The organism is Paraburkholderia sp. UYCP14C (assembly GCF_004197395.1).
In the GTDB taxonomy this organism is placed as follows: domain Bacteria; phylum Pseudomonadota; class Gammaproteobacteria; order Burkholderiales; family Burkholderiaceae; genus Paraburkholderia.
Genome location: NZ_SELS01000044.1, coordinates 54,575 through 75,493, shown reverse-complemented (window position 1 = coordinate 75,493; position 20,919 = coordinate 54,575). Strand labels below are relative to the sequence as shown.

General features: G+C 64.9%; 17 protein-coding genes and 1 pseudogene. 5 read left to right on the top strand and 13 right to left on the bottom strand.

The annotated features are described in order from the left end of the window. The 3 genes and pseudogenes from EVC45_RS30970 to queF all read left to right on the top strand — a co-directional run. A pseudogene (locus tag EVC45_RS30970) lies at positions 1–162 on the top strand (threonine ammonia-lyase, biosynthetic); the annotation flags it as partial. 22 nt (positions 163–184) lie between these two features. Next, on the top strand, positions 185–1,087 hold the full coding sequence (locus EVC45_RS30965) for a 5'-nucleotidase (protein ID WP_129961971.1): 903 nt from the start codon (positions 185–187) through the stop codon (positions 1,085–1,087). Beyond that, complete coding sequence (gene queF, locus EVC45_RS30960) at positions 1,084–1,908, top strand: NADPH-dependent 7-cyano-7-deazaguanine reductase QueF (protein WP_129961970.1); 825 nt, start codon at positions 1,084–1,086, stop codon at positions 1,906–1,908. The genes EVC45_RS30965 and queF overlap by 4 nt, the downstream gene beginning before the upstream one ends. Positions 1,909–2,014: 106 nt before the next feature. Here the strand turns inward: queF and EVC45_RS30955 are convergent, their stop codons facing one another. The 3 genes from EVC45_RS30955 to EVC45_RS30945 all read right to left on the bottom strand — a co-directional run bounded on the left by EVC45_RS30955 (position 2,015) and on the right by EVC45_RS30945 (position 4,850). Continuing rightward, the gene (locus EVC45_RS30955; RefSeq protein ID WP_129961969.1) at positions 2,015–2,401 is read right to left on the bottom strand and encodes a RidA family protein; all 387 of its coding nucleotides are present in this window, start codon (positions 2,399–2,401) and stop codon (positions 2,015–2,017) included. 73 nt (positions 2,402–2,474) lie between these two features. Further along, entirely contained in the window at positions 2,475–3,956 is a 1,482-nt protein-coding gene (locus EVC45_RS30950; protein WP_129961968.1) for an amidohydrolase family protein, read from the bottom strand. 3 nt (positions 3,957–3,959) lie between these two features. After that, positions 3,960–4,850 carry a MurR/RpiR family transcriptional regulator gene (locus EVC45_RS30945; protein ID WP_129961982.1) on the bottom strand — a complete coding sequence of 297 codons (891 nt, stop codon included), beginning with the start codon at positions 4,848–4,850 and terminating at the stop codon, positions 3,960–3,962. A 155-nt stretch (positions 4,851–5,005) separates the two neighbouring features. Here EVC45_RS30945 and EVC45_RS30940 point away from each other — a divergent pair, with 155 nt between their 5' ends. Continuing rightward, positions 5,006–6,283, top strand: a complete 1,278-nt coding sequence (locus EVC45_RS30940; protein ID WP_129961967.1) for an amino acid deaminase — start codon at positions 5,006–5,008, stop codon at positions 6,281–6,283. A 108-nt stretch (positions 6,284–6,391) separates the two neighbouring features. On the opposite strand, the gene EVC45_RS30935 is transcribed toward EVC45_RS30940, so the two are convergent. After that, positions 6,392–6,895 (bottom strand): MarR family winged helix-turn-helix transcriptional regulator, encoded by a 504-nt coding sequence (locus EVC45_RS30935; protein WP_129961981.1) that lies wholly within the window; start codon positions 6,893–6,895, stop codon positions 6,392–6,394. Positions 6,896–6,928: 33 nt separating this feature from the next. After that, positions 6,929–8,524, bottom strand: coding sequence for an MFS transporter (locus EVC45_RS30930; protein ID WP_129961966.1), 1,596 nt, complete (start codon positions 8,522–8,524; stop codon positions 6,929–6,931). A 140-nt stretch (positions 8,525–8,664) separates the two neighbouring features. Between EVC45_RS30930 and EVC45_RS30925 the strand changes: the two genes are divergently transcribed. After that, entirely contained in the window at positions 8,665–9,504 is an 840-nt protein-coding gene (locus EVC45_RS30925) for an EcsC family protein (RefSeq protein ID WP_129961965.1), read from the top strand. Here EVC45_RS30925 and EVC45_RS30920 read toward each other — a convergent pair. The 8 genes from EVC45_RS30920 to EVC45_RS30880 form a co-directional block, all read right to left on the bottom strand. Beyond that, positions 9,471–10,436: an alpha/beta hydrolase gene (locus EVC45_RS30920; RefSeq protein ID WP_129961964.1), complete on the bottom strand. Its 966-nt coding sequence runs from the start codon at positions 10,434–10,436 to the stop codon at positions 9,471–9,473. The genes EVC45_RS30925 and EVC45_RS30920 overlap by 34 nt on opposite strands. Before the next feature lie 131 nt (positions 10,437–10,567). Next, positions 10,568–11,002, bottom strand: a complete 435-nt coding sequence (locus EVC45_RS30915) for a CHRD domain-containing protein (protein WP_129961963.1) — start codon at positions 11,000–11,002, stop codon at positions 10,568–10,570. Between the two features lie 451 nt (positions 11,003–11,453). Beyond that, complete coding sequence (locus EVC45_RS30910) at positions 11,454–15,917, bottom strand: ATP-binding protein (protein WP_211193501.1); 4,464 nt, start codon at positions 15,915–15,917, stop codon at positions 11,454–11,456. Positions 15,918–16,033: 116 nt separating this feature from the next. Continuing rightward, entirely contained in the window at positions 16,034–16,780 is a 747-nt protein-coding gene (gene aqpZ / locus EVC45_RS30900; RefSeq protein WP_129961961.1) for an aquaporin Z, read from the bottom strand. Positions 16,781–17,028: 248 nt separating this feature from the next. Next, positions 17,029–17,673 carry a response regulator transcription factor gene (locus tag EVC45_RS30895; RefSeq protein ID WP_129961979.1) on the bottom strand — a complete coding sequence of 215 codons (645 nt, stop codon included), beginning with the start codon at positions 17,671–17,673 and terminating at the stop codon, positions 17,029–17,031. A gap of 107 nt (positions 17,674–17,780) precedes the next feature. Continuing rightward, complete coding sequence (locus EVC45_RS30890) at positions 17,781–18,470, bottom strand: response regulator transcription factor (RefSeq protein WP_129961960.1); 690 nt, start codon at positions 18,468–18,470, stop codon at positions 17,781–17,783. 136 nt (positions 18,471–18,606) lie between these two features. Further along, positions 18,607–19,275 (bottom strand): response regulator transcription factor, encoded by a 669-nt coding sequence (locus EVC45_RS30885; protein WP_129961959.1) that lies wholly within the window; start codon positions 19,273–19,275, stop codon positions 18,607–18,609. 205 nt (positions 19,276–19,480) lie between these two features. Then, positions 19,481–20,872, bottom strand: a complete 1,392-nt coding sequence (locus tag EVC45_RS30880; protein WP_129961958.1) for an MFS transporter — start codon at positions 20,870–20,872, stop codon at positions 19,481–19,483. Positions 20,873–20,919 lie beyond the last annotated feature (47 nt).

Genomic DNA, 20,919 nt, shown 5'->3' with positions numbered 1-20,919 from the left:
CTGTTCCACTATCGCAACCAGGGCGCGGACTATAGCTCGATTCTGGTCGGCATTCAGGTGCCCGAGAGCGATCACGCGGCGTTCGAGCGCTTCATCGAAACGCTCGGCTACCAGTGCTGGGAAGAAACGAAGAACCCGGTCTACCGCCTCTTCCTCGCCTGATCTCTCCGGACAGAACGCAACGATGGCGCTTTCGCTCGTCGACAAACTGGTGGTCGCAATCTCGTCGCGCGCGCTGTTCGACTTCGAGGAAGAGAACCGCGTCTACGAGGCGGGCGACCTGAAGGCCTACGAAGCGTTGCAGCGCGAGCGCCTGAACGTGCCCGCGAAACCGGGCGTCGCGTTTCCGCTGATTCGCAAGCTGCTCGCGCTGAATGCCGGCGGTCATCGCGTCGAAGTGGTGATCCTGTCGCGCAGCGATCCGATCAGCGGCCTGCGTGCGTTTCACTCGTGCCGCGAACACGGCCTCACGATCGAGCGCGGCGTGTTCACGCGCGGTCGCGCGCCGTTCGGTTATCTGAAGCCGCTGAACGCGTCGCTGTTTCTGTCGGCGAATCAGCAGGACGTGCGCGATGCGCTCGCCGCCGGTTTCCCGGCCGCACGCGTATTGCCGGAATCGGCGAAAATGGCGAGCAAGTACCCGGACGAAATCCGCATTGCCTTTGACGGCGACGCGGTCCTGTTTTCCGACGAAGCGGAACGCATCTTCCAGACGGACGGCTTGCGCGCGTTCGTCGGTCATGAGATCGACAACAAGCATCTGCCGCTCGCGGACGGACCGCTCAAGCCGCTGCTCGAAGCATTGCACCGGCTGCAAAACCTCGCGGGTGCAGCCGCGCCGATGCGCATTCGCACGGCGCTGGTGACGGCACGCTCCGCGCCCGCGCATGAGCGCGCGATCCGCACCCTGATGGCATGGAACATCGAAATCGACGAAGCGATGTTCCTCGGCGGCCTCGACAAGAGCGCATTTTTGCGCGAGTTCGAGCCCGACTTTTTCTTCGACGACCAGATCGGCCACTGCGAATCGGCCCGCGTCGTAACGGCGACCGGGCACGTGCTGAGTGGCATCGTGAACGCATCATGACACCCGAACAATCCCCGCTCGGTAAGTCCTCGACTTACACCGAACAATACGATCCGACGCTGCTGTTTCCGATTGCGCGCAGCAATGCGCGCGAGGCGATCGGCATCACCGCGCGGCTGCCGTTTTTCGGCACCGATATCTGGAACGCCTACGAGCTGTCATGGCTGAACCCGCGCGGCAAGCCGCAGATCGCGGTCGCGACGTTCTTCGTGCCGGCCGACTCGCCGAACATCGTCGAATCGAAATCGTTCAAGCTGTACCTCGGCTCGTTCGCGCAAACCGCTTTCGAATCGACCGAGAGCGTACGCGACACGATCAAGCGCGACGTGTCCGCGTCGTGCGGCGCGACGGTGTCGGTGCATCTGAGCACACCGCACGAATTCGGCAAGCTGAAAATGGAAGAATTCGAAGGCCTGTCGCTCGATAGGCTCGAACTCGAGGCGAGCGCCTATCAGCCGGACGCGTCGCTGTTGAGCGCGGCGCACAACGAGGCGCCGGTCGAGGAAACGCTGTTCTCGAACCTGCTGAAGTCGAATTGCCCGGTGACCGGTCAGCCGGACTGGGGCAGCTTGCAGATCCACTACGCCGGCCCGCAAATCGATCACGCGGGCCTGTTGCGCTACATCATCTCGTACCGCAATCACACCGGCTTTCACGAGCAATGCGTCGAGCGGATCTTCGTCGACATCATGAAGATGTGCAAACCGCTGAAGCTTGCGGTGTATGCGCGCTACACGCGCCGCGGCGGGCTCGACATCAACCCGTTCCGCACCAACTACAACCTGCCGATGCCGGACAACATGCGGCTCGCGCGGCAGTAACGGCAACGCGCGCGCAAGCGCGGCGAAACCCAGCGGTAAACGCGACGAGGGCGCCGCAGGCCATCACAGCCTGCGGCGCCCTCGTCACATCAAGCCATTAAAGCGCTCAGGCCGCCGGCTTCTTATAAGCGACGCAATCCACCTCGACCTTGCAGTCGATCACCATCGACGACACCACGCACGCGCGCGCCGGCGGATTCTCACCAAAGTACTCGCGAAACACCTTGTTGAACGACGCGAAATCGCGCGGATCGTCGAGCCACACGCCGCAGCGCACGACGTGCTCGGCACCGTAGCCCGCTTCCTTCAGGATCGCGAACACGTTCTGAATCGCCTTGTGCGATTGCTCGACGATGCCGCCGTTGATCACTTCGCCGTTTTCCATCGGCGTCTGGCCCGACACGAACAGCCAGCCGTCCGCCTCGACCGCACGCGCGAACGGCATCACCTGACCGCCCGTTCCCTTTCCGCCTTCCACGCCAAATCGCTTCATCGTCACACTCCTCAAAAAGTCGGGCACCTGCGCGGCGCCCTCGCCGCGCGTGCCACATTCAATCGATAAAAAATCAGAACGCGCCCTGCGCATCGCCCTTCGACGGCGCGCCGCGCGTGACGAACCGGCCGGCCCGCTCGCCCGTCACCGCGCCATCGCGATACGTCAGCACGCCGTTGACCCATACCGCGTCGATGCCGGCAGCGGGCTGCTGCGGCTTGTCGAAAGTCGCCACGTCGAGCACTTTCGACGGATCGAACAGCACGAGGTCGGCGTGATAGCCGATATGCACTTCGCCGCGCTGCGCGAGACCGAAGCGGCGCGCGGACAGGCTCGTCATCTTGCGCACCGCCTCTTCGAGCGGCAACAGAGCGGCATCGCGCACGTAGTGGCCGAGCACGCGCGGAAACGCGCCCCACAGCCGCGGATGCGGCAGCGGATCGTTCGGCAGGCCGTCCGAGCCGACCATCGTCGCCGGATGCGACAGGATGCGCCGCACGTCGTCTTCGGACATGTTGTGATAGACCGCGCCCGCCGGTTGCAGGCGCTTGCCCGCTTCCTGCTGCGAAACGCCCCACTCCGCCGCGATGTCCTGGATCAGCTTGCCGGCCATCTCCGGATGCGGCTCGGACCACGTGATCGTGATGTCGATGTCGCCCGTCACCTGCTTCAGATCGAGCGTCGACGAGCTGCGGTTGTACGGATAGCAGTCGCAACCGACCGGCTGCCCGCCGCGCGCGCCTTCGAGCGATTTCAGCACCTCGACGCTGCGCCCCCAGTTCGACGGCCCCGCGCACTTCAGATGCGAGATGATCACCGGCACGTGCGCATGACGACCGACCCGGTAGGCTTCGTCCATCGCATCGAGAATCGCGTCGAACTCGGTGCGCATGTGGGTCGTGTACAGCGCGCCCGCGGCCGCGAGCGGCTCGGCGAGCGCCATCACTTCCTCGGTCGGCGCGGCGAACGCCGAACCGTATGCGAGCCCGGAGCTCAAGCCCAGCGCGCCGTGCGCGAGCGCTTCCTCCAGCTGCGTGCGCATGCCGTCGATTTCCTGGGCAGTCGCCGCGCGATCGAGCCGGTCCATCTGGTTACTGCGCAACGCCGTGTGGCCGATCAGCGCGCCGACGTTCACCGCCGGCCGCGCGGCGTTCACCGCGGTCACATAGTCGGCGAAGGTCGGGTACTGGAACGCGTCGCGCTCGCCGAGCAGGTTCATCGGATCGGGCGGATCGCCCTTCAGCGACACCGGCGACGCGCTGATCCCGCAATTGCCGACGATCACCGTCGTCACGCCCTGGGTGATCTTCGGCAGCATTTGCGGTGAGCGGATCACATGCGTGTCGTCGTGCGTGTGCACGTCGATGAAGCCCGGCGCGAGCGCGCGCCCCTCGGCCTCGATCACCTCTTCGGCGAGCCAGTTCGACAGATTGCCGATCGCGGCGATGCGCCCGTCGCGGATCGCCACGTCGCGCTCGACGGGCGGCGCGCCCGTGCCGTCGTACAGCTGCGCGCCGACGATCAGCGTGTCCGCAGCTTCAGGATGCGAATGCATGGATCAATCTCCTAACGGTTGTCGATCGCCGCCGCCGCGGTGCGCGTCGAGCGCGTGCTTCATGCGGCGCAGCAATTCGCGGCTCTCGTCGCCCTGACTGACGGCAAGTTCGGTGACGAGCACATCGAGCGCCATCATCATCGCGTAACGGGATGACGACGGCTTGTAAATGAAATCGGTTTCGAACGCGACGATCGGGATCAGCCAGTCGGCGAGCTTCGCCAACGGCGACGCGGGCGCGGTCAGCGCGACCACCGTCGCGCCGTAGCTGCGCGCGATTCGGCAGTTCTCGACCATCTCGGGCACCCGTCCGGTGGTGGACAGCGCGATCACCACGCACTCGCGCGATACCGTGCTTGCGACCATGCGCTGCAACAACCCGTCCTGATAGGTCGCGACCGGGCGGCCTAGACGCACGAGCCTGAAGCGCATTTCGTCGGCGAGCGCGGTCGAGCCGCCGCCCATGCCGAACACGTAGATCATGCGCGCGTGGCGCAATGCGGTTGCCGCTTCGGCGAGCGGCGCCTGGCGCAGCAGCTGGTGGTTGTGCGCGAGCGCCGTTTGCAGCTCGTCGAAAACGCGCGTCGCGATCGGTTCGGGGGCGCCGCTTGCTACATCGCGCTCGAGAAAACGCTGACCGACCGCGGCCGCCTGCGCGAGCCGCAGCTTCAGTTCGCGCACGTCGCGGCAACCGACCGCCTTCGCGAAGCGCGTGACGGTCGCAATGCTGACCTCGGCCTGCTGCGCGAGCGCGCCGATGCTCGCGCGCGACGCGCCGGTGAGATCGTCGAGGATCAGCGCGGCGACCTTGCGCTCGGCCGAACGCAACTCCGGCGCGCATTCGGCGATGCGTGCGACGATGTCAAAAGCGAGCGGTTCGGCGCTGGTGTTCATGGCGGGCGGAGGGGTTCGCAGCACGGCTTTCGCGGCCCTTTCCGGCGCCCTTCGAAAACCGTGGTACTAAATAACATTTCTCCAGACATCGTACTTTCGGTAACATGGTAAAGTCAAATCCGATTCAATTTAACTGGACGATGGAGCACGGAGACATGAAAGTTACAAACTATCAGGGCGCGACGATTGATCCTTATAGCAAGGGCTTGGGCATGGTTCCGGGCTCGAGCGTCCAGCTGACGGACGCCGCGCGCCTGGAGTGGAACCTGCTCGCCGAGGACGTGAGCTTGCCGGCCGCCGTGCTGTACGAAGACCGCGTCGAGCACAACCTGAAGTGGATGCAGGCGTTCGTCGCCGAATACGGCGTCAAGCTCGCGCCGCACGGTAAGACCACGATGGCGCCGCAACTGTTTCGCCGTCAGCTCGAAACCGGCGCGTGGGGCATCACGCTCGCCACCGCCCACCAGGTGCGGGCGGCGTACCACGGCGGCGTGTCGCGCGTCCTGATGGCGAATCAGCTGGTCGGCCGCCACAACATGATAATGATCGCCGAACTGCTCAGCGATCCGGATTTCGAATTCTTCTGCCTCGTCGATTCGGCCGAAGGTGCCGAACAGCTCGGCGAATTCTTCACGTCGGTGAAGAAGCCGCTGCAGGTGCTGCTCGAACTCGGCGTGCCGGGCGGACGCACCGGCGTGCGCGATGAAGCGCAGCGCAACGCGGTGCTGGACGCGATCGCGCGCTATCCGGAGGTGCTGAAGCTCGCGGGCGTCGAACTGTACGAAGGCGTGCTGAAGGAAGAAGCCGAGGTGCGCGCTTTTCTGCAAGGCGCGGTCGCGGTCACGCGCGAACTCGTCGAGCAAGGGCGTTTCGCGCGCTCGCCGGCGGTGCTATCGGGTGCGGGATCGGCGTGGTACGACGTAGTCGCCGAAGAGTTCGCGCAGGCGACGCAAACCGGCAAGGTCGAGGTCGTGCTGCGCCCGGGCTGCTATCTAACGCACGACGTCGGCATCTATCGCAAGGCGCAGACCGACATCTTCAAGCGCAATCCGGTCGCGAAGAAAATGGGCGAAGGGTTGCTGCCGGCGCTGCAATTGTGGGCGTACGTGCAGTCGATTCCCGAGCCGGATCGCGCGATCATCGGCCTCGGCAAACGCGACTCCGCGTTCGACGCGGGCATGCCGGAGCCGGCGCGCCACTATCGGCCGGGCAACGAGGCGCCGCGCGACATCGCCGCGAGCGAGGGCTGGGAGATTTTCGGTCTGATGGATCAGCACGCGTATCTGCGGATTCCCGCCGGCGCCGATCTGAAAGTGGGCGACATGATCGCGTTCGACATCTCCCACCCGTGCCTGACGTTCGACAAGTGGAAGCAGGTGCTGGTCGTCGATCCGCAGTATCGCGTGAAGGAAGTGATCGAGACGTTCTTCTGATTGGATTGGATGCGCTGCGCTGGCTGGAGCGCGATCTTTTCGACCATAAAAAAAGGCTGTGCGCCCTTGGGCTCACAGCCTTTTTTATCGCCACGCGCGGACTAACGATTACACGCGTTGTGCCGCCTCGTCGCCGGCGGTCTCCTGCGCCACCGCGGTGGCCACGGCCGCTGCGCTCGCATTGGCCGTCACTTCGCCGATGCGCGTCTCCAGCATTTTCAGCGCGCTCGACAATGCCGCCAGCGCGTCATCCGGCAACGCGGACATCGTGTCGTGCAAGAACGCATTGCGGCGGGGCAGGCTTGCCTCGGTCGCGGCGTGGCCCGCTTCGGTCAGGCGCACGTTGGTCACGCGGTTATCGCGCGTATCCATGCTGCGCGCGATCCAGCCCATGCCTTCGAGCGCCTTCAGCTGTCGCGTGAGTGCGCCCGGATCGACGCGCAGCCGCTCGACCAGCCGCTTCTGCGACGACTCGCCTTCCTGCTCGCGCAGGGCGAGCAGAATGCGCCAGCGTGGCAACGGATGCCCCACCTGGGCCTCGAATGCCGACATGAACGCCCGATACGTGCGACCAAATTGCTGCATGACGGCGACGCGGTCCTGTTCTTCCATAATCTGCCTGTCCAACACCAAGTCCAAAAAAAATCAGTCTGCGTGAATTACCGGCTCGAGCTTGCGCTGTAGCTTGACCGGCGGCACGCGGCGGGTTTGCCACACCGACACGACGGCGATCACCGCGGCCATCGCGAGCCCCAGATGAATCGCCCCGACCAGCGCCTCACGCGCGCTTTCGAGCAGCATCGCGCCGTTGTGGCCCGCGTGCGTCAACTGGTCGACGAGCGTGGTTTGCGCATCGCGGTTGATCAGGATCTGCGGATCGCCGAGATCGGCGAACCAGTGCGACGCGCCCGCGCCTTCGAGCGCACTGCGCACGCCGCTCCGGTACATGTGGGTCACGAGCGTGCCGGTCAGCGCCGTGCCGATCATGCCGCCGATCATTCGCAGCGACTGCAGCAGCGCGGTCGCGATGCCGAGGTGTTCGCGGCCCGCGGTCTGCTGCGCGAAGATCGTCAGGTTCGGCATCACGAAACCGAGCCCGAGACCACCGACTACCATGAACGACATCAGCACCCACTGCTGCATCGACCGGGTCGCGACGACGATGCCAAGGCACGACAGCGCGATCATTGCAAAGCCGACGTACAGCATCAGGTTCGGATTCTTCACCCGCGACACGATGCGCCCGTTCGCGATACTGCCGATCGTGATGAACACGACGAGCGGCGTGATCACGATACCCGCCTCTTTCGGCGACATGCCGAAGCCGCCCTGGAACAGCAGCGGCGCGTAGAACAGCAGCGAGAACATCGTGAAGCCGCCGAGCACGGCCAGCGTGAACAGTGCGGCGAGACTGCGGTTACGGAACATATCGACCGGCAGGATCGCGGTCGGGCAGCGCTGTTCCCATTTCCACAGCGAGATGGCCGACGCGACGCTCAGCCCGAGCAGCGCGAACGCGCTCAACGTGATGCCGTGCTTCGGCAGCAATTCGACGAACAGCTGCAGCGAGCCGAGCGCGATCGCGATCAGCAGCGCGCCGGGCCAGTCGAGCCGCATTTTGCCGGTATGCTCGACGTGCCGCAAATGCGGCAGGAAACGCCACACGAAAAACAGCGACAGCAGCCCGACCGGCAGATTCACGTAGAACACCGAACGCCAGCCGTAGTACTGCGTCAGAAAACCGCCGAGCGAAGGCCCAACCGCATTCGCGATGCCGAACGCCGAACTCATCAGCACCTGCCAGCGCAGCCGCACGACGGAATCGGGGAACAGATCGGGAATACATGCGAACGCGGTGCCGACCAGCATGCCGCCGCCGATGCCCTGCAAGCCGCGCGCGAGCACCAGAAACAGCATGCTGTTGGCCGCGCCGCACAGCACCGAGGCGCCGGTAAACACGACGATCGACGCAATCACGAACGGCTTGCGCCCGTAGTAATCGCCGAGCCGCCCGAAGATCGGCACGGTGATCACCGAGGTCAACAGATACGAGGTCGCGACCCACGCGTACAGTTCGAAGCCGCGGAGTTCGGACACGATGGTGGGCAGCGCGGTGCCGACCACGGTCTGGTCGAGCGCGACCAGCATCGTGACGAACGAGATGCCGAGCATGGCCAGCAGGGATTCGCGGAACGGTAAAACTTGCCCACTCGAATGGTGGGCGGCGGTATGGACAGCCATTTTTGATGGAGCAAAAGTTGACGTGTCAAAAGATTGGGAATCATACCATGACCCGACGCTCCAAGCGGGACGGAACGCGTCTTGCAACGCGTAGGTAGACTGACTCGCAGTACCCACGACACGACATGCCAGGGAGGCCCATGCAGCCGAGTTTGCTCGCAGCACCATCCTTATCGGAGCAGGACCTCGCCGCGCTGCGGCGCGCCAAACACCAGCTCGAAAGTCCCGCGCTCACGATGAAGCTCGCGAGCGTCGTCGGCGCGCCGATCGAAAAGCTGCTGTCGCGCATCCCCGCGTTCGCCAACGAAAAAGTGTCCGACGTGACGCAGGCCGCGTTGCGCAAATGTCTGTCGATCGCGCTGCGCACGCTCGGCCGGCGCGACGAGGCGAAGCTGCTGGCGCCCGACAAGCCGAACAACCTGCTGCACAAGTTCGCGGTGGCGACCACCGGCGCGGCCGGCGGCGCGTTCGGATTGGTCGCGTTGCCCGTCGAGCTGCCGGTCACGACCACGCTGATGTTCCGCTCGATCTGCGACATCGCGCGCAGCGAGGGCGAGGACCTGAACTCGGTCGACGCGCAGCTGCAATGCCTGACCGTACTTGGCATGGGCGGCACTTCGAGCGAGGACGACGACGCCGACCTCGGCTACTTCTTCATGCGCGGCGCGCTAGCGCAGGCGGTGTCGAAAGCGTCGTCGGAAGTGGCCAGCAAGGGCTTCACGACCCACGGCTCGGCGGCGCTGCTGCGGCTGCTGAACGCGATCGCCGCGCGTTTTTCGGTGCAGGTCAGCGAGCAGATCGCGGCCAAATCGATTCCGGCGATCGGCGCGGTGCTCGGCGCGATGGTCAATACCGTGTTTATCGATCACTTCCAGCAGGTCGCGCACGGACACTTCACCGTGCGGCGGCTCGAGCGGCGATACGGCCAGCAAACGATCGAAGCCGTCTACCGGACGCTCGACGTCACGCTCGACGCCTGAGCCCGATTCGCGGCGCGGCTCGTCGCGCGGCGCACGAACGCGGCCGCGCGATCGAGCGCGCGGTTCGCCTCCGGCATGAACGGCGCGAACATCGGCCACACGTGCGGCAGGTTTTTCCACACCTCGCATTCGCAATCGACTCCTGCCGCATGCGCGTTGTCGGCGACACGGCGCGAGTCGTCGAGCAGCACCTCGGTGCTGCCCGCCTGCAGCAATAGCGGCGGCAAACCGTGCAGGTCCGCGTAGACCGGCGACGCGTACGGATCCGTGGGCGACGCGTCGCCCAGATAGACCTTGGCCGCGCGCTCGATCGACGCGCCGCAGAACATCGGATCGACGCTGTCGTTGGTGCGCAGGCTTGCGCCGGTCGTCGCCAGATCGGTCCACGGCGAAAACAGCAGGCCGCCCGCGGGCATCGGCGCTCCGGCGTCACGCAGCGCGACCAGCGTGGCGAGCGCGAGACCGCCGCCGGCCGAGTCGCCGGCGATCACGATCGAGCTCGGCGCGATGCCCATCGCGAGCAACTGGCGATAGCCGGCGGTGGCGTCGTCGAGCGCGGCCGGGAAGCGATGTTCGGGGGCGAGGCGGTAGTCGAGAGAGAAAATCCGTGCATCGGCGCGCGGCGCGAGAGCGAACGTCAGCGACCGATGCGTGCGCGGCGAGCAGAAGTAGTAGCCACCGCCGTGGCAATACAGCACCGTAGTCTCCGCGCCGCCGGCCGTGCCGCCGTCCGCGCGCTCCAGCCATTCGCCGACGAGCGGCGCGTCGGTTGCGCCATACGTCTCGCGCAGATGCCAGCCGCGTGGCACGCGCGGCGACCACACGCGTTTCGACGTCAGCGCGCGCGCCCGTTCGACGTTGATCGGTTTGAGAGTTTCGGGCCGGAACTGCCGGCGCAAGTACCAGCACGCGAGCGCGCTTTGCCAGCTCATTGGGGCATGCTCCTTCGCTGAAGTCCCATCATGGTACGTGCGTTGGCGGGGGCGCCGTTGGGTGGCAGCTTCTAATCGCGTGATGCCGCCCGCGGGTCACGGCACGCGCGCGCGGCTCACGAAGGCCGCGTCTAGTTCGTCGGCAAAACCTGCCCGCGAATTTCGCCCGTCGGATTCTGCGCGGTATGAACATTGAAGTACCACTGGCCCGCCATCAGATCCGTGACCTGTTGCTCGGTCAGCTTCGCGGTGCCTTTGATCGGACTCGCGAGCCCGCTCTTCTCGATCGGCACCTGGACCTTCGCGTTCTGGCCAACGGGTGCAGGACCCTGGAAATGCGCAGCGGTTGCCGGACCGCTCAAGCCCTCGTAGGTAACGGTCCACTGTAGCGATTGGGTGGACGTGTCGAAAGTCGCATTCAGCATGCCGTGCCCGTGACTCACGCGTGGTGGCACTTCGCTCGACGGCTCGAGATCCGCCTTTAACGTGACCGTATCCGCAAATGCTACGCCCGATGCAAGCACCCACAACACCACGGCCAGATTTAATTTTCTCAGCGAAATCATGGTCTTCTCCGGACATTGACGCGCCGCCGCGGCGCGAGTGCGGGCCGTGCGGAGCTTCCACATACTAGTGCAAAATCATTTGAAGCCGGTGAGGCTGGGATGGTGGCTTGTGCGGGGCCGCTTTAACTCGAATCGATTGTGGTTAAAGCGGAAGGGCTAATGGTGCAAAGTGCGCAATGCGCACAGCGGTTCGCCAGAACCGCCTAAAATTCAGGCAAATGCGTATTCAGAGACCGTTTTAATCGATTTAATCAAAAACTAAATTGCGCGATTTGTAATGAATAAATGACGTCATTCCTGGTATGCTTCTGCTTGCGAGAAGTGACTCCTTCATCGAAGGCGTCTCCAAATCTTTAACGCGGCTTCGGCCGCGTTTTTTTTCGTCCCGAATTTTGGCCGCGGCTGGTTTGAATCGCCCGTGTCTTTGCGCGCGGTCACGGCGCGCCTCTGGCTAGGCGAGCAAGGCGGCCTGCCGTTCAATGCCATCGAGCAAAGCCTCGCATTGGCGGATCAGTGCATGCCCCTCATCACGCAACTGCTCGGATGAGTTCGCGACAATGTCGCGGCGATAGGCTTCGAGCGCCCTAACGAGCGGAGGATACTGCAGCACACTCGCCGCCCCCGTCACCCGATGCAGCCACTCGTGCACCCGCCGCACGTCCGCGCGTTCGAGTAACGTCGCAAGCGCTTCGATGTCGTCGCGCATCGACGAGACGAATGAACCGAGCAACGCCTTGACCGTCGACTCGCTTCCCCATAGGTGGATCATGTGTGCGAGTTCGACCGGCACGAACGGCTCAGCACCGACGCGCGACATGGCCGGCCGATCGCCGGCCGGCGTGGACGACTCGCGACTGGATGTTTGCGCCAGCGCGGGGTGCTGAACGTTGTCGCTGCCAAACCAGCGGCTCAGGTGATCGCGCAACGTGGCGAGCCGGGTCGGCTTGATCAGACTGTCGTCCATGCCGGCTTCGCGGCACAGACTCAGATCGTCGGGCGCGGTATTCGCGGTGATTCCGAGTATCGGCAGACGCTGCGCACCGCCGCGCAGTGCCTCCGCTTCGCGGATACGGCGGGTCAGTTCGTAGCCGGAAAGGTTCGGCATGTGACAGTCCGTGATCAGACAGCCATAGCTCGAGCGCTCCAACGCGGCGAGCGCTTCGACGCCGTCGTTCGCGACGTCGCATGCGAAACCCAGCAGGGCGAGTTGATGGCGGATCAGCTCCTGATTGACCGGGTGATCTTCGGCGACAAGGATCAGCTGCCCACTCGCGATCGCGCGTTCACGATCCGGCGGCGGCGCGACGCCATCGGTCGTGAACGGCACGCCTACCGCTCGCGACGCCATCGGGGACATCGACGGCAGCCCCGCCAGCGCGGCCGCGCATGCAGCGCCGAGGCCGCGCCACGAAATTGGATTGATGCTCACGCGCACCTTGTCGTCGAGGATGCGGTAACCCGTCGGCTTCGGTTTTTCGGTCAGTGTGACGACGCGCGTATTTGCACCGATATGCACGGGCAACGCGACGTCCTCGCCCACGAACAGCAGATCTGCGCGACTCAGCGCAGCGCTTTTGCCCAGTGTCGCCGCAGTGGGCGCGAGGCTACGCAGTTCGAGCCCGAGCGCCTCGCCAAAGTGTGCGAGGGCTCGGCCTATGCGCGGATCCTGCGTGATCACCACGGCTCGCTTTGCGCACAGACCGTTGGCCGAATAGCACCGCTCGACGACCGGCATCGTCAGCCGCGCGATCATGCTCGTGCCGTGGCCAGGTTCGCTGTGCAGCGTCAGGGTGCCGTTCATCAGGTCGATCAGCTTGCGGCAGATCGTCAGCCCAAGCCCCGTGCCGCCGAATCGCCTCGTGGTGGACGATTCCGCCTGCACGAACGGCTCGAACAGACCCGCCTGCAGATCCGGTGCGATGCCGATGCCGGTGTCCTGCACGGTCAGCTCCAACGTCTGCGAGTCCGCGCGCTCTTCGACCACCGCCACCTTCACACCCACCTCCCCCTTCGGCGTGAACTTGATCGCATTGCCGAGCAGGTTGAACAGGATCTGGCGCAGACGCACGCTGTCGCCACGAAGCGTCGCGGCGGCTTCGGCCGCGATCTCAACGCGCACTCTCAGCCCTTTTTCGTGGGCGCGCCCCGCGAGCAGGCCGACTGCGTTGTCGACGAGCTCGCGTAGATCGATCGGCTCGGCTTCTAGCGTGAGTCGCCCTGCCTCGATCTTCGAATAATCGAGCAGATCATCGAGGATTTGCAGCAGCGCGCCCGCCGACTCGTTGATCATGCCGAGCATTTCGCTCTGATCGGTACTGAGCGGCGTGCGCTCGAGCACTTCGACGAGCCCCAGCACGCCGTTCATCGGGGTGCGGATCTCGTGGCTCATCATCGCGAAGAAGTTGTCCTTCGCGCGGGAGGCCGCCTCGGCCACGTCGCGTGCTCGCGCAAGCTCCTCCGAGCGCGCGCGCTCGACGCTCGCATCGACCCAATAGCCGCTCCAAACGACGCTGCCGTCGGCTTCACGCCTCGGCACCAGCTCGGCCCGCATCCACCTTGGCTGACCGGCGCTTTCCAGACGGAACTCCGTATGCACCGGAGTAGCCCACTTCGCGGAACGCTCGAGTTCGGCAAGAACGAGCGGCCGATCCGACTCCGACACACGCTGGAAGTCGACTCGCGCCTCCCCACGCGAATCACCTTCGCCGAGCAGTTGCCGCGTGTCGCCGCCGATGTACGGGAATGAATACGCGCCGGCCGGCGAGCGCCGCAACTGGAACACAACGGCCGGCAACGAGCGCGTGACGTCGAACAGGCGCCGTTCGGTTTCGCGCGCGCGCATTTCGGCGCGCCGGATGTCGGTGATGTCGACCATCGTGCCGAGCACGTACGCCGGCTGCCGATCGCTGCCTTCGCAGACGCTGGTCCAGAAAATCCCATGCCGCGACTCGCCAGCGCCGTCCTCGAACTGGAGTTCGACTTTCGCGATGCCGCCGCCGCGCAGGATCTCGCGCGTCACGTCGTCGAGCACGCGGCTGTTTGCGTCGCCCCATGTGCCGACCTCGACCGTCGTACGCCCGAGCACGTCCTTGCGATCCAGCCCGCACGCTTTCTCATAGGCCTCGTTGATCGCGATGTACCGTCCGTCCAGGCCTTTCGCGATGAGCGGATACGGCACCATCTTCATCATCGTTTCCTGGAAATTCAGTTGCAGTGCGAGTTCGCGCTCGGTCCGCTGACACAGCCGGACTTCGCGTTGCAGCAGCACGTACGCACGCAACGTGACAAGCAGCACGACGCCGATACCGATCAGCACCGGCAGCAGCCGCAGCGCAGTCACGCTCCAGATCGCGTTGTCCGGCGCGGCGGGACTTACCCACTTACGCCGGATGCGCTGCTTTTCGGCTGCCGGCATCGCCTGCAACGCGCGATCGATCAGCTTGACGAGCGGGCTCAGATCCTCGCGCACCGCAAAATACAACGAGTCGGATTCGCCGAGCGAGTCGAGCACCCTGAGCGCGCCTACGTAGTGCTGCCGCAATTGCACGTTGATCGCGGCGGCGTTGCCGACCAGCACGTCGGCCTCGCCGCTCGCGACCATGCGTAGCGCATCGCCCAGGCTCGCCGCTACGACGATGTGATCGACCGGCACCGCCGCCAACGCGAGCGGCACCGAGCCGGCTACGTGCGGCGACATCACGACGCGGCACGACGTGATGTCGTTGAACGAGCATGAGGGCGGTGTGCCGCTGCGCCCGACGATCACCAGCGGATCGCTCTCGTACACACGGCTATGGTCAGCGCCTACGAGAAGCGCATTGCGACTCGACGTGGACGACAGCATCGCGAGCTCGCCGCGCTGGAACGCTTCGACGGTGGCGGCCCAGTCGTCCATGTGAGCGCGGTTGAACACGACACCGAGCGTGCTGCTCAGGTACGCGAGGTAATCGGCGGTCAGACCGACGGAGCGGCCGGCGGCATCAACATAGCTGAACGGCGCCCAGTCGTTGTCGAAGCCGATCTGCAACGGCGGCAGCGAACGCAGCCAGTTCGTTTCTTCCGGCGTCAACGTGAAGCGTGGCGCATCCGGCGCGGGCGCCGCGTGGAAGTTGCCGGACAGCCAGCGCGCGCGGATCGCGGCGGCCTCGGCGGGGTTCATCGACACGAGCGCGCGGTTCAGTTGATCGCGCAAAGCAGGTTGGCGGGGCGAGATGGCAAAGCGCAGGTCGAGCGCCTTGCCGCCTTGCTCGAACGCTACGCGCAGGCTGCGATACGCGTTGGTCGCCAGTTGGTATTGCACGACCGGTGTGAAGCCGAAGTACACGTCGGCATCGCCGTGCAGTAGCGCGTTCAGCGCTTCGTGCGTGCTCGCGAACGACACGATCCTCGCGCGCGGAAAGCCAGCGCGCAACAGCCGCTCACGCGCAAAGCCACGCTCGATCGCGATGCGCGCCCCAGCGACGTCGGCGGGGTTCACATAACGGGCGTCATCGCGACGCACAACGGCCGAGGCGAACGAGTGGAAGTACGGAGCCGTAAAGCTGAGGCAGCGCTCCCGCTCTGGCGTGCGTGCGGTGCTCGTCAGCAGGTCGACGTCGCCAGCGCAGGCCGCGGCGGTCAATGTCGCCATATCGGGAAAACGCTTCGTCTCGATCACGACGTTCGGCCCGACGAGAGCGCGCAACAGGTCGCCGCTGACGCCGGCGAGCCGGCCGTCCTGCGGGATGTCGAATGGGGGCCAGCCGCCTTCGAGTATGCCGACGGTCAGTCTGGCAGGGAATGCATCGGGTGACGACGCGGAAGAGACGGTTCGTACCGCGGAGATGACCGACGACGCTGACTCAGCGCCGGCAGGCGCGGCTATGCAGAGCACATGGGTAGCCGCCAGCAGACAGGATGCGAGCCAACACACCATTGAGTGGCGCGGCAAGCGCGGCCACAGACACCGCAATAGACAGCTCAGCCCCGATGTAGGCGCTGCCTCGCCTTGAGAACCCGCACCTACCGGAATTGATGGGTACCGTCCCTCGCTCACGAAACGTCACCCGGCCCGTCCACCACCGATACCGGGGACGAATCGGCTCGGCCGTCCAGAAACGCAAACAGGACGCCAGCCGCGATTGCGCCGGCCAACGGCGCCGCCCAGAACAGCCATAACTGATCCAGCGCCCAGTTGCCGACGAATAGCGCCTGCGCGGTCGAGCGGGCGGGATTGACCGTTCCATTGGTGACCGGAATGGACACCAGGTAGACGAGCATCAAACATGCGCCGGTGACGAACGGCGCAACCGTTGCCACCTCTTTTCGAGCGACGACCAGCAGGCATGCCCCGACAAACACGAACGTCAGCACGAATTCCACGACCAGCGCCGAATGCAGTGGATAGTCGGCGGGCGAATGTGCGCCGTAGCCGTTCGCCGCGAATTCACTCGCGGCGAGATCGAAACCGGGCCGGCCGCTGGCGAGGTAGGCGAGAAGCGCGCCGGCGCCGATCGCGCCCGCGATTTGCGCGGCGAAATAGGGCAACACATCACGCACGGGAAAGCGCTGCGCGACCGTGAGTCCGACGGTGACGGCAGGATTGAAATGCGCGCCGGAAATCTTGCCGAAGGCATAGCTGCCGGTAGCGAGAGCAAGACCGAACGCCAACGACATTTGCAACGCACCGCTGGCCTGCAGCACGCCCGTGGTGTCCAGCACCGTACTGCCGCAGCCGACGAACACCAGCCATGCCGTACCCACACCCTCGCTCCACAATCGCTTGCCTAGCGCAACCATTTCTATCCCTTCCGTCAAGTACGAGGCACAGACACCAGACGATCGCGCGAAGACCTCTGCACCGGATTCCCCTGATCCATTGGTAACCGGATCACGAACTAGCCACGGCAGCAGTTGCGGCGCAAGGCGCGCAATAACCGGCGGCGGCCAGAATTATTGGGAGCCCCCTACGCCATGCCAATCGGATAAGTCTGATACTGGCCACCTCAAAGCTTTCGAAAACAGGAATTTGTGACCATCGCAGCACGTCATATCAGCCCAATCTGAGTGGCGTAGCTGATCAGGTCTGCCTCTGTTTCCAGTCCGAGCTTGCGCATCGCGCTGCGCTTTTGCGTGCTGATGGTTTTGTCGCTACGTTGCAAGCGTGTGGCGATCTCGTGCACGGCGAGGCCCCGTACATAGAGTTGAAACACCTCCCACTCGCGCGCGCTCATCGCACCACCGCGCCGGGGCGGCGCAGGCTCCGCAGCCGCGAGTGCGGCCCGAACCTGCTCAGATAGATGGGTGCCCCCGGCGGCAACGGCTTCGATTGCGTCGATCAAAGCGTCCACGGCGTCGCGCTTGTCGACGATTCCAGTCACACCGATATTGCGCAAGCCGGTCAACACATGCGCGCGCCCGATCATAGTCAGCACGACCACGTGGGGATGCGGCGTGCGCCTGAGCAGCCGACGCAACAGCGGCACCGCGCTGGTATCTCCGTCGAGTCCCGGCATGCCAATGTCCGACACGACGACGTCGCATACGCAGGCATCGAGCAGCTTCGCAAGGCCATAGGTGTCGGCGGCTTCGCCGACGATTTCGATATTGGGCTTGTTCCGCAGCAGAGATCGGACGCCCGCTCGAATGGAGTCGTGATCATCCGCCACGACGACGTGAATCTTGTTTGCCATTCTTTTCCGTGACTTTCTTATGTTGTCGATCGGCATACCGCACGAAACGTGTCCCCTGGTTATGCCGATATATTCGTCGCGCACCTGCGCGGCATGTTGCCGCCCGGTTAGCGAACCTGACCAAGCCCTTCTGGCACTACGCCATACTCGACAGCGAAGCGAAACAGTTCGGCGTCGCTGTTCAGCGACAGCTTGCGCATAGCCATGCACTTCTGCGCGCTGATCGTCTTCACACTACGTCCCAGCCGCCTGGCGATTTCCGAGACGCCGAGTCCCGACGCGTACTGCGTAAATACCTCGAACTCGCGGCGAGACAGCGTGGCGCGCACGAAGTCGAGGCGTTGTGTGAGCGTGACGTCGGCAAGCATCGCGCGTACCGCTGGACCGACATAACATTCGCGCGCCAGCGCCATGACCACCGCTACGTGGATCAGATCGATACGATCACGTTTGCTCAGTAGCCCATCCACGCCGAGCGACATCACCTTGCGCAGCGTCGCCGCCTCCGTTTCCATTGTCAGAATGACGAGCGCCACGTTGGGATAGCGCCTCTTGAACTGCCTGACGACGTCGAACCGGTTGTCGTTGTGTCCTCCTGGCATATAAAGGTCCATCAGCACGATATCGCAAGGACAGCGATCGACTTCGATGAACAGTTCGGCGACGTCCGCCGCGCGGCCGACCACCTTCAGGCCGGGACAATTGCCAATGAGATTTTCTATGGCCAGCAGAACCAGCGGATGATCGTCCGCAATGATCGTTCGAACAGGCGTGCCTGATGCAGCCATGAGGTTCATCGTCTGGCGCTCCTCGATACTTTCATTTCTCGACACCTTGTTATGTGTGCCCGGCGCTCAAGCAATAGTCGAGCATTTCTTTTGCGACAAACTTCGGATTGCTCTGAAATGGACCGAGCAACGGTTTGCCTGATGCTTAGATTTCCGATTCGAGGAGGTGCGTGTCGCCGGCGCGCACACAGGAAAAAAGCGCGGGGTCGTCGTTGACGCCGAGCCGTGCCATTGCCATGCGCTTTTGACGGCTCACCGTGCGGCGATGGCAGCCGAGCGCCGCCGCGATCTGCACGATGGACTCGCCGCTCACCAGCCTGCGCACGATGTCGGTCTGCCGCCTCGACAACAGCAGGGACGGCACGAACAGTTCGCTGTCAGGCTCCGGACGCGCGAGCGTCTCCACCACCGAGCGACCCAGGTAGCGCGCTCCGCGCGCACTGTCGCAGACGGCTTGCGGCAGTTCCTCGAGCGAGTCGGCTTTGCCGAGCATGCTGACCGCGGTATCGGCGACGATGGCACGCAACCTCGCGGGGTTCGTCTGAGCGGTCACGACGACCACGCGCAATGACGGCCACTCGCCACGAATGCGCCGGATGAGGCCCACTCCGCCGTCATTTTCGCCGGCGGACTCCGTCATGGAAGGATCGATGACGAGCACGTCGCACGGCGTGTGCTGCAACAGTGCGATCAACCCGGCGGGCATCTGCGCCTCGCCGACGACAGATAGACCTTCGTGCCCCTCCAGGGTCGATTTCAGGCCAAGCAGGACAAGCGGATGATCGTCCGCCAGAATGATTCGAAGGTTTGCCACGATGAGTCTCGCTCGTTATAGGAATGGTCGGAATGCGCGCGGGAACGGCTATGCACGGGGCTGTGCAGCCGGCAGCCTCGACCAGCGTCGCGGCACTCAAGCGACGCGCCGGAAAAGCCATCTGACCACCCTCGCAAATTCACGACAATCGGAGCGCTCCTAATTCGGCTTAAGAATCGGGACAATTCATAGTTCTACCAAGCAATCAGCGGGCGCTGTCCGATCCCATGGCTCGCACCGCATCACAAGCACGCGTCGCGCGCATCGCACGCGTCGACGCGGCGCGCGGGAACACCGGCAACGCGAGCAACGCGCAGGCGCTCGCCACCGCCCACACCAGCGGCCATGCTCCGATCGACAGCAGCGCCGGAATCGCGAGCGGCGTCAAGAACAGCGTGAGGAACACGCAGGTGTTGCCCATCGCGAGCGCAGTCCCGGCGCGGCGCGTACCGGCGAGCGTCGCGAGTTCGGTGAAAGCGACGCCGTGCCACGCCGATGCGCTGACCCCACCGAGCACGATCATCAGCGCGAACGCCGCGACCGCCCCGGCGCGATGCATGCCGATCAGCCCGGTTGCGAGCGCAAGCAGCACGAACAGCACGGCGGTGAGCAGACTGCATGTCCGCATATACGCGCGACGGTTACCGCGCCGGTCGGTCCACGCGCCGCTCCAGACCCGTGCGACGGCCGCACCGGTCTGCACCGCGGCCATCGTCGCGCTGATCGCGAACACGCCGGCACGCCCGAAGTCGTGCAGGAACACCGTACCGAACGTGATCACGGCGATCTGCGGCACGCACAGCGCGCCCGCCCCGAACGCGACACGCCAGATCGCGAGGTCGCGCAACGGGGAAATCAACCGCGGCGGCGCGCTGACGTTGGAGGCGTCCACGCTCCGCCCGCTGGCCGGCACTGCACGGGCCGTCGCGGTCGCGCGCGCTTCTTTGGCCGCCGACGTAGGGTCCGCGGGCGCGGGTTCATGCAACCAGCGCCACGCGAACCATGCGGTGACCGCGCACGCCAGTGCCAGCGCCGCATAGGCGCTCGCGAAACCGAAGTGCGAGGCGAGCACCGGCAGCACCAGTGCGCCGATTCCCCCGCCCGCCGGCACGGCGGTTTGGCGAATGCTCATCGCGAGGCCGCGCTCGCCTTCGCGAAACCACGCCATCACCGCCCGGCCGCTCGACCCGTTGACGCTACCGCCCAGCAGTCCGACCAGCAGCAGCCCGAGCGCGAGCGCCACGATGCCGGGCACGTGCACGCCGCCCGGCGACACGAACAACGCGAGACCGGCGAGCGCGGCCGCGGTCGAAAGCAAGCCGAGCAGCAGCACGCGACGGTCGCCCCAGCGGTCGGTCAGCAGTCCCCACGGCAACTCGCTGACCGCGATGCCAAGCCCGAGCATGCCGAGCACGAGTCCGAGCCCGTGGTTGCCGAGGTGGTAGTCCGAGCGGAGGAACACCGCCGTCGTCGGAATCCCGGAAAATGCCGCCGAAAAGCTCGCATTCGCGGCAAAGCCCACGCCCAGCACCTTCCAGCGATGCTGCGCGCCGCGTTCGCCGGTGCCGCGCGACGCTGTTATCGATCCGTTTTCCATCACGCCCTCCGAGTGTCATTCGGGGGTATGCTACGGCTGGGCTTTCC

Bases quoted from the DNA above. Each gene is read 5' to 3' on its own strand.
- EVC45_RS30965 (WP_129961971.1), top strand. From the start codon at position 185: ATGGCGCTTTCGCTCGTCGACAAACTGGTGGTCGCAATCTCGTCGCGC.
- queF (WP_129961970.1), top strand. From the start codon at position 1,084: ATGACACCCGAACAATCCCCGCTCGGTAAGTCCTCGACTTACACCGAA.
- EVC45_RS30955 (WP_129961969.1), bottom strand. From the start codon at position 2,401: ATGAAGCGATTTGGCGTGGAAGGCGGAAAGGGAACGGGCGGTCAGGTG.
- EVC45_RS30950 (WP_129961968.1), bottom strand. From the start codon at position 3,956: ATGCATTCGCATCCTGAAGCTGCGGACACGCTGATCGTCGGCGCGCAG.
- EVC45_RS30945 (WP_129961982.1), bottom strand. From the start codon at position 4,850: ATGAACACCAGCGCCGAACCGCTCGCTTTTGACATCGTCGCACGCATC.
- EVC45_RS30940 (WP_129961967.1), top strand. From the start codon at position 5,006: ATGAAAGTTACAAACTATCAGGGCGCGACGATTGATCCTTATAGCAAG.
- EVC45_RS30935 (WP_129961981.1), bottom strand. From the start codon at position 6,895: ATGGAAGAACAGGACCGCGTCGCCGTCATGCAGCAATTTGGTCGCACG.
- EVC45_RS30930 (WP_129961966.1), bottom strand. From the start codon at position 8,524: ATGGCTGTCCATACCGCCGCCCACCATTCGAGTGGGCAAGTTTTACCG.
- EVC45_RS30925 (WP_129961965.1), top strand. From the start codon at position 8,665: ATGCAGCCGAGTTTGCTCGCAGCACCATCCTTATCGGAGCAGGACCTC.
- EVC45_RS30920 (WP_129961964.1), bottom strand. From the start codon at position 10,436: ATGAGCTGGCAAAGCGCGCTCGCGTGCTGGTACTTGCGCCGGCAGTTC.
- EVC45_RS30915 (WP_129961963.1), bottom strand. From the start codon at position 11,002: ATGATTTCGCTGAGAAAATTAAATCTGGCCGTGGTGTTGTGGGTGCTT.
- EVC45_RS30910 (WP_211193501.1), bottom strand. From the start codon at position 15,917: ATGGTGTGTTGGCTCGCATCCTGTCTGCTGGCGGCTACCCATGTGCTC.
- aqpZ (WP_129961961.1), bottom strand. From the start codon at position 16,780: ATGGTTGCGCTAGGCAAGCGATTGTGGAGCGAGGGTGTGGGTACGGCA.
- EVC45_RS30895 (WP_129961979.1), bottom strand. From the start codon at position 17,673: ATGGCAAACAAGATTCACGTCGTCGTGGCGGATGATCACGACTCCATT.
- EVC45_RS30890 (WP_129961960.1), bottom strand. From the start codon at position 18,470: ATGAACCTCATGGCTGCATCAGGCACGCCTGTTCGAACGATCATTGCG.
- EVC45_RS30880 (WP_129961958.1), bottom strand. From the start codon at position 20,872: ATGGAAAACGGATCGATAACAGCGTCGCGCGGCACCGGCGAACGCGGC.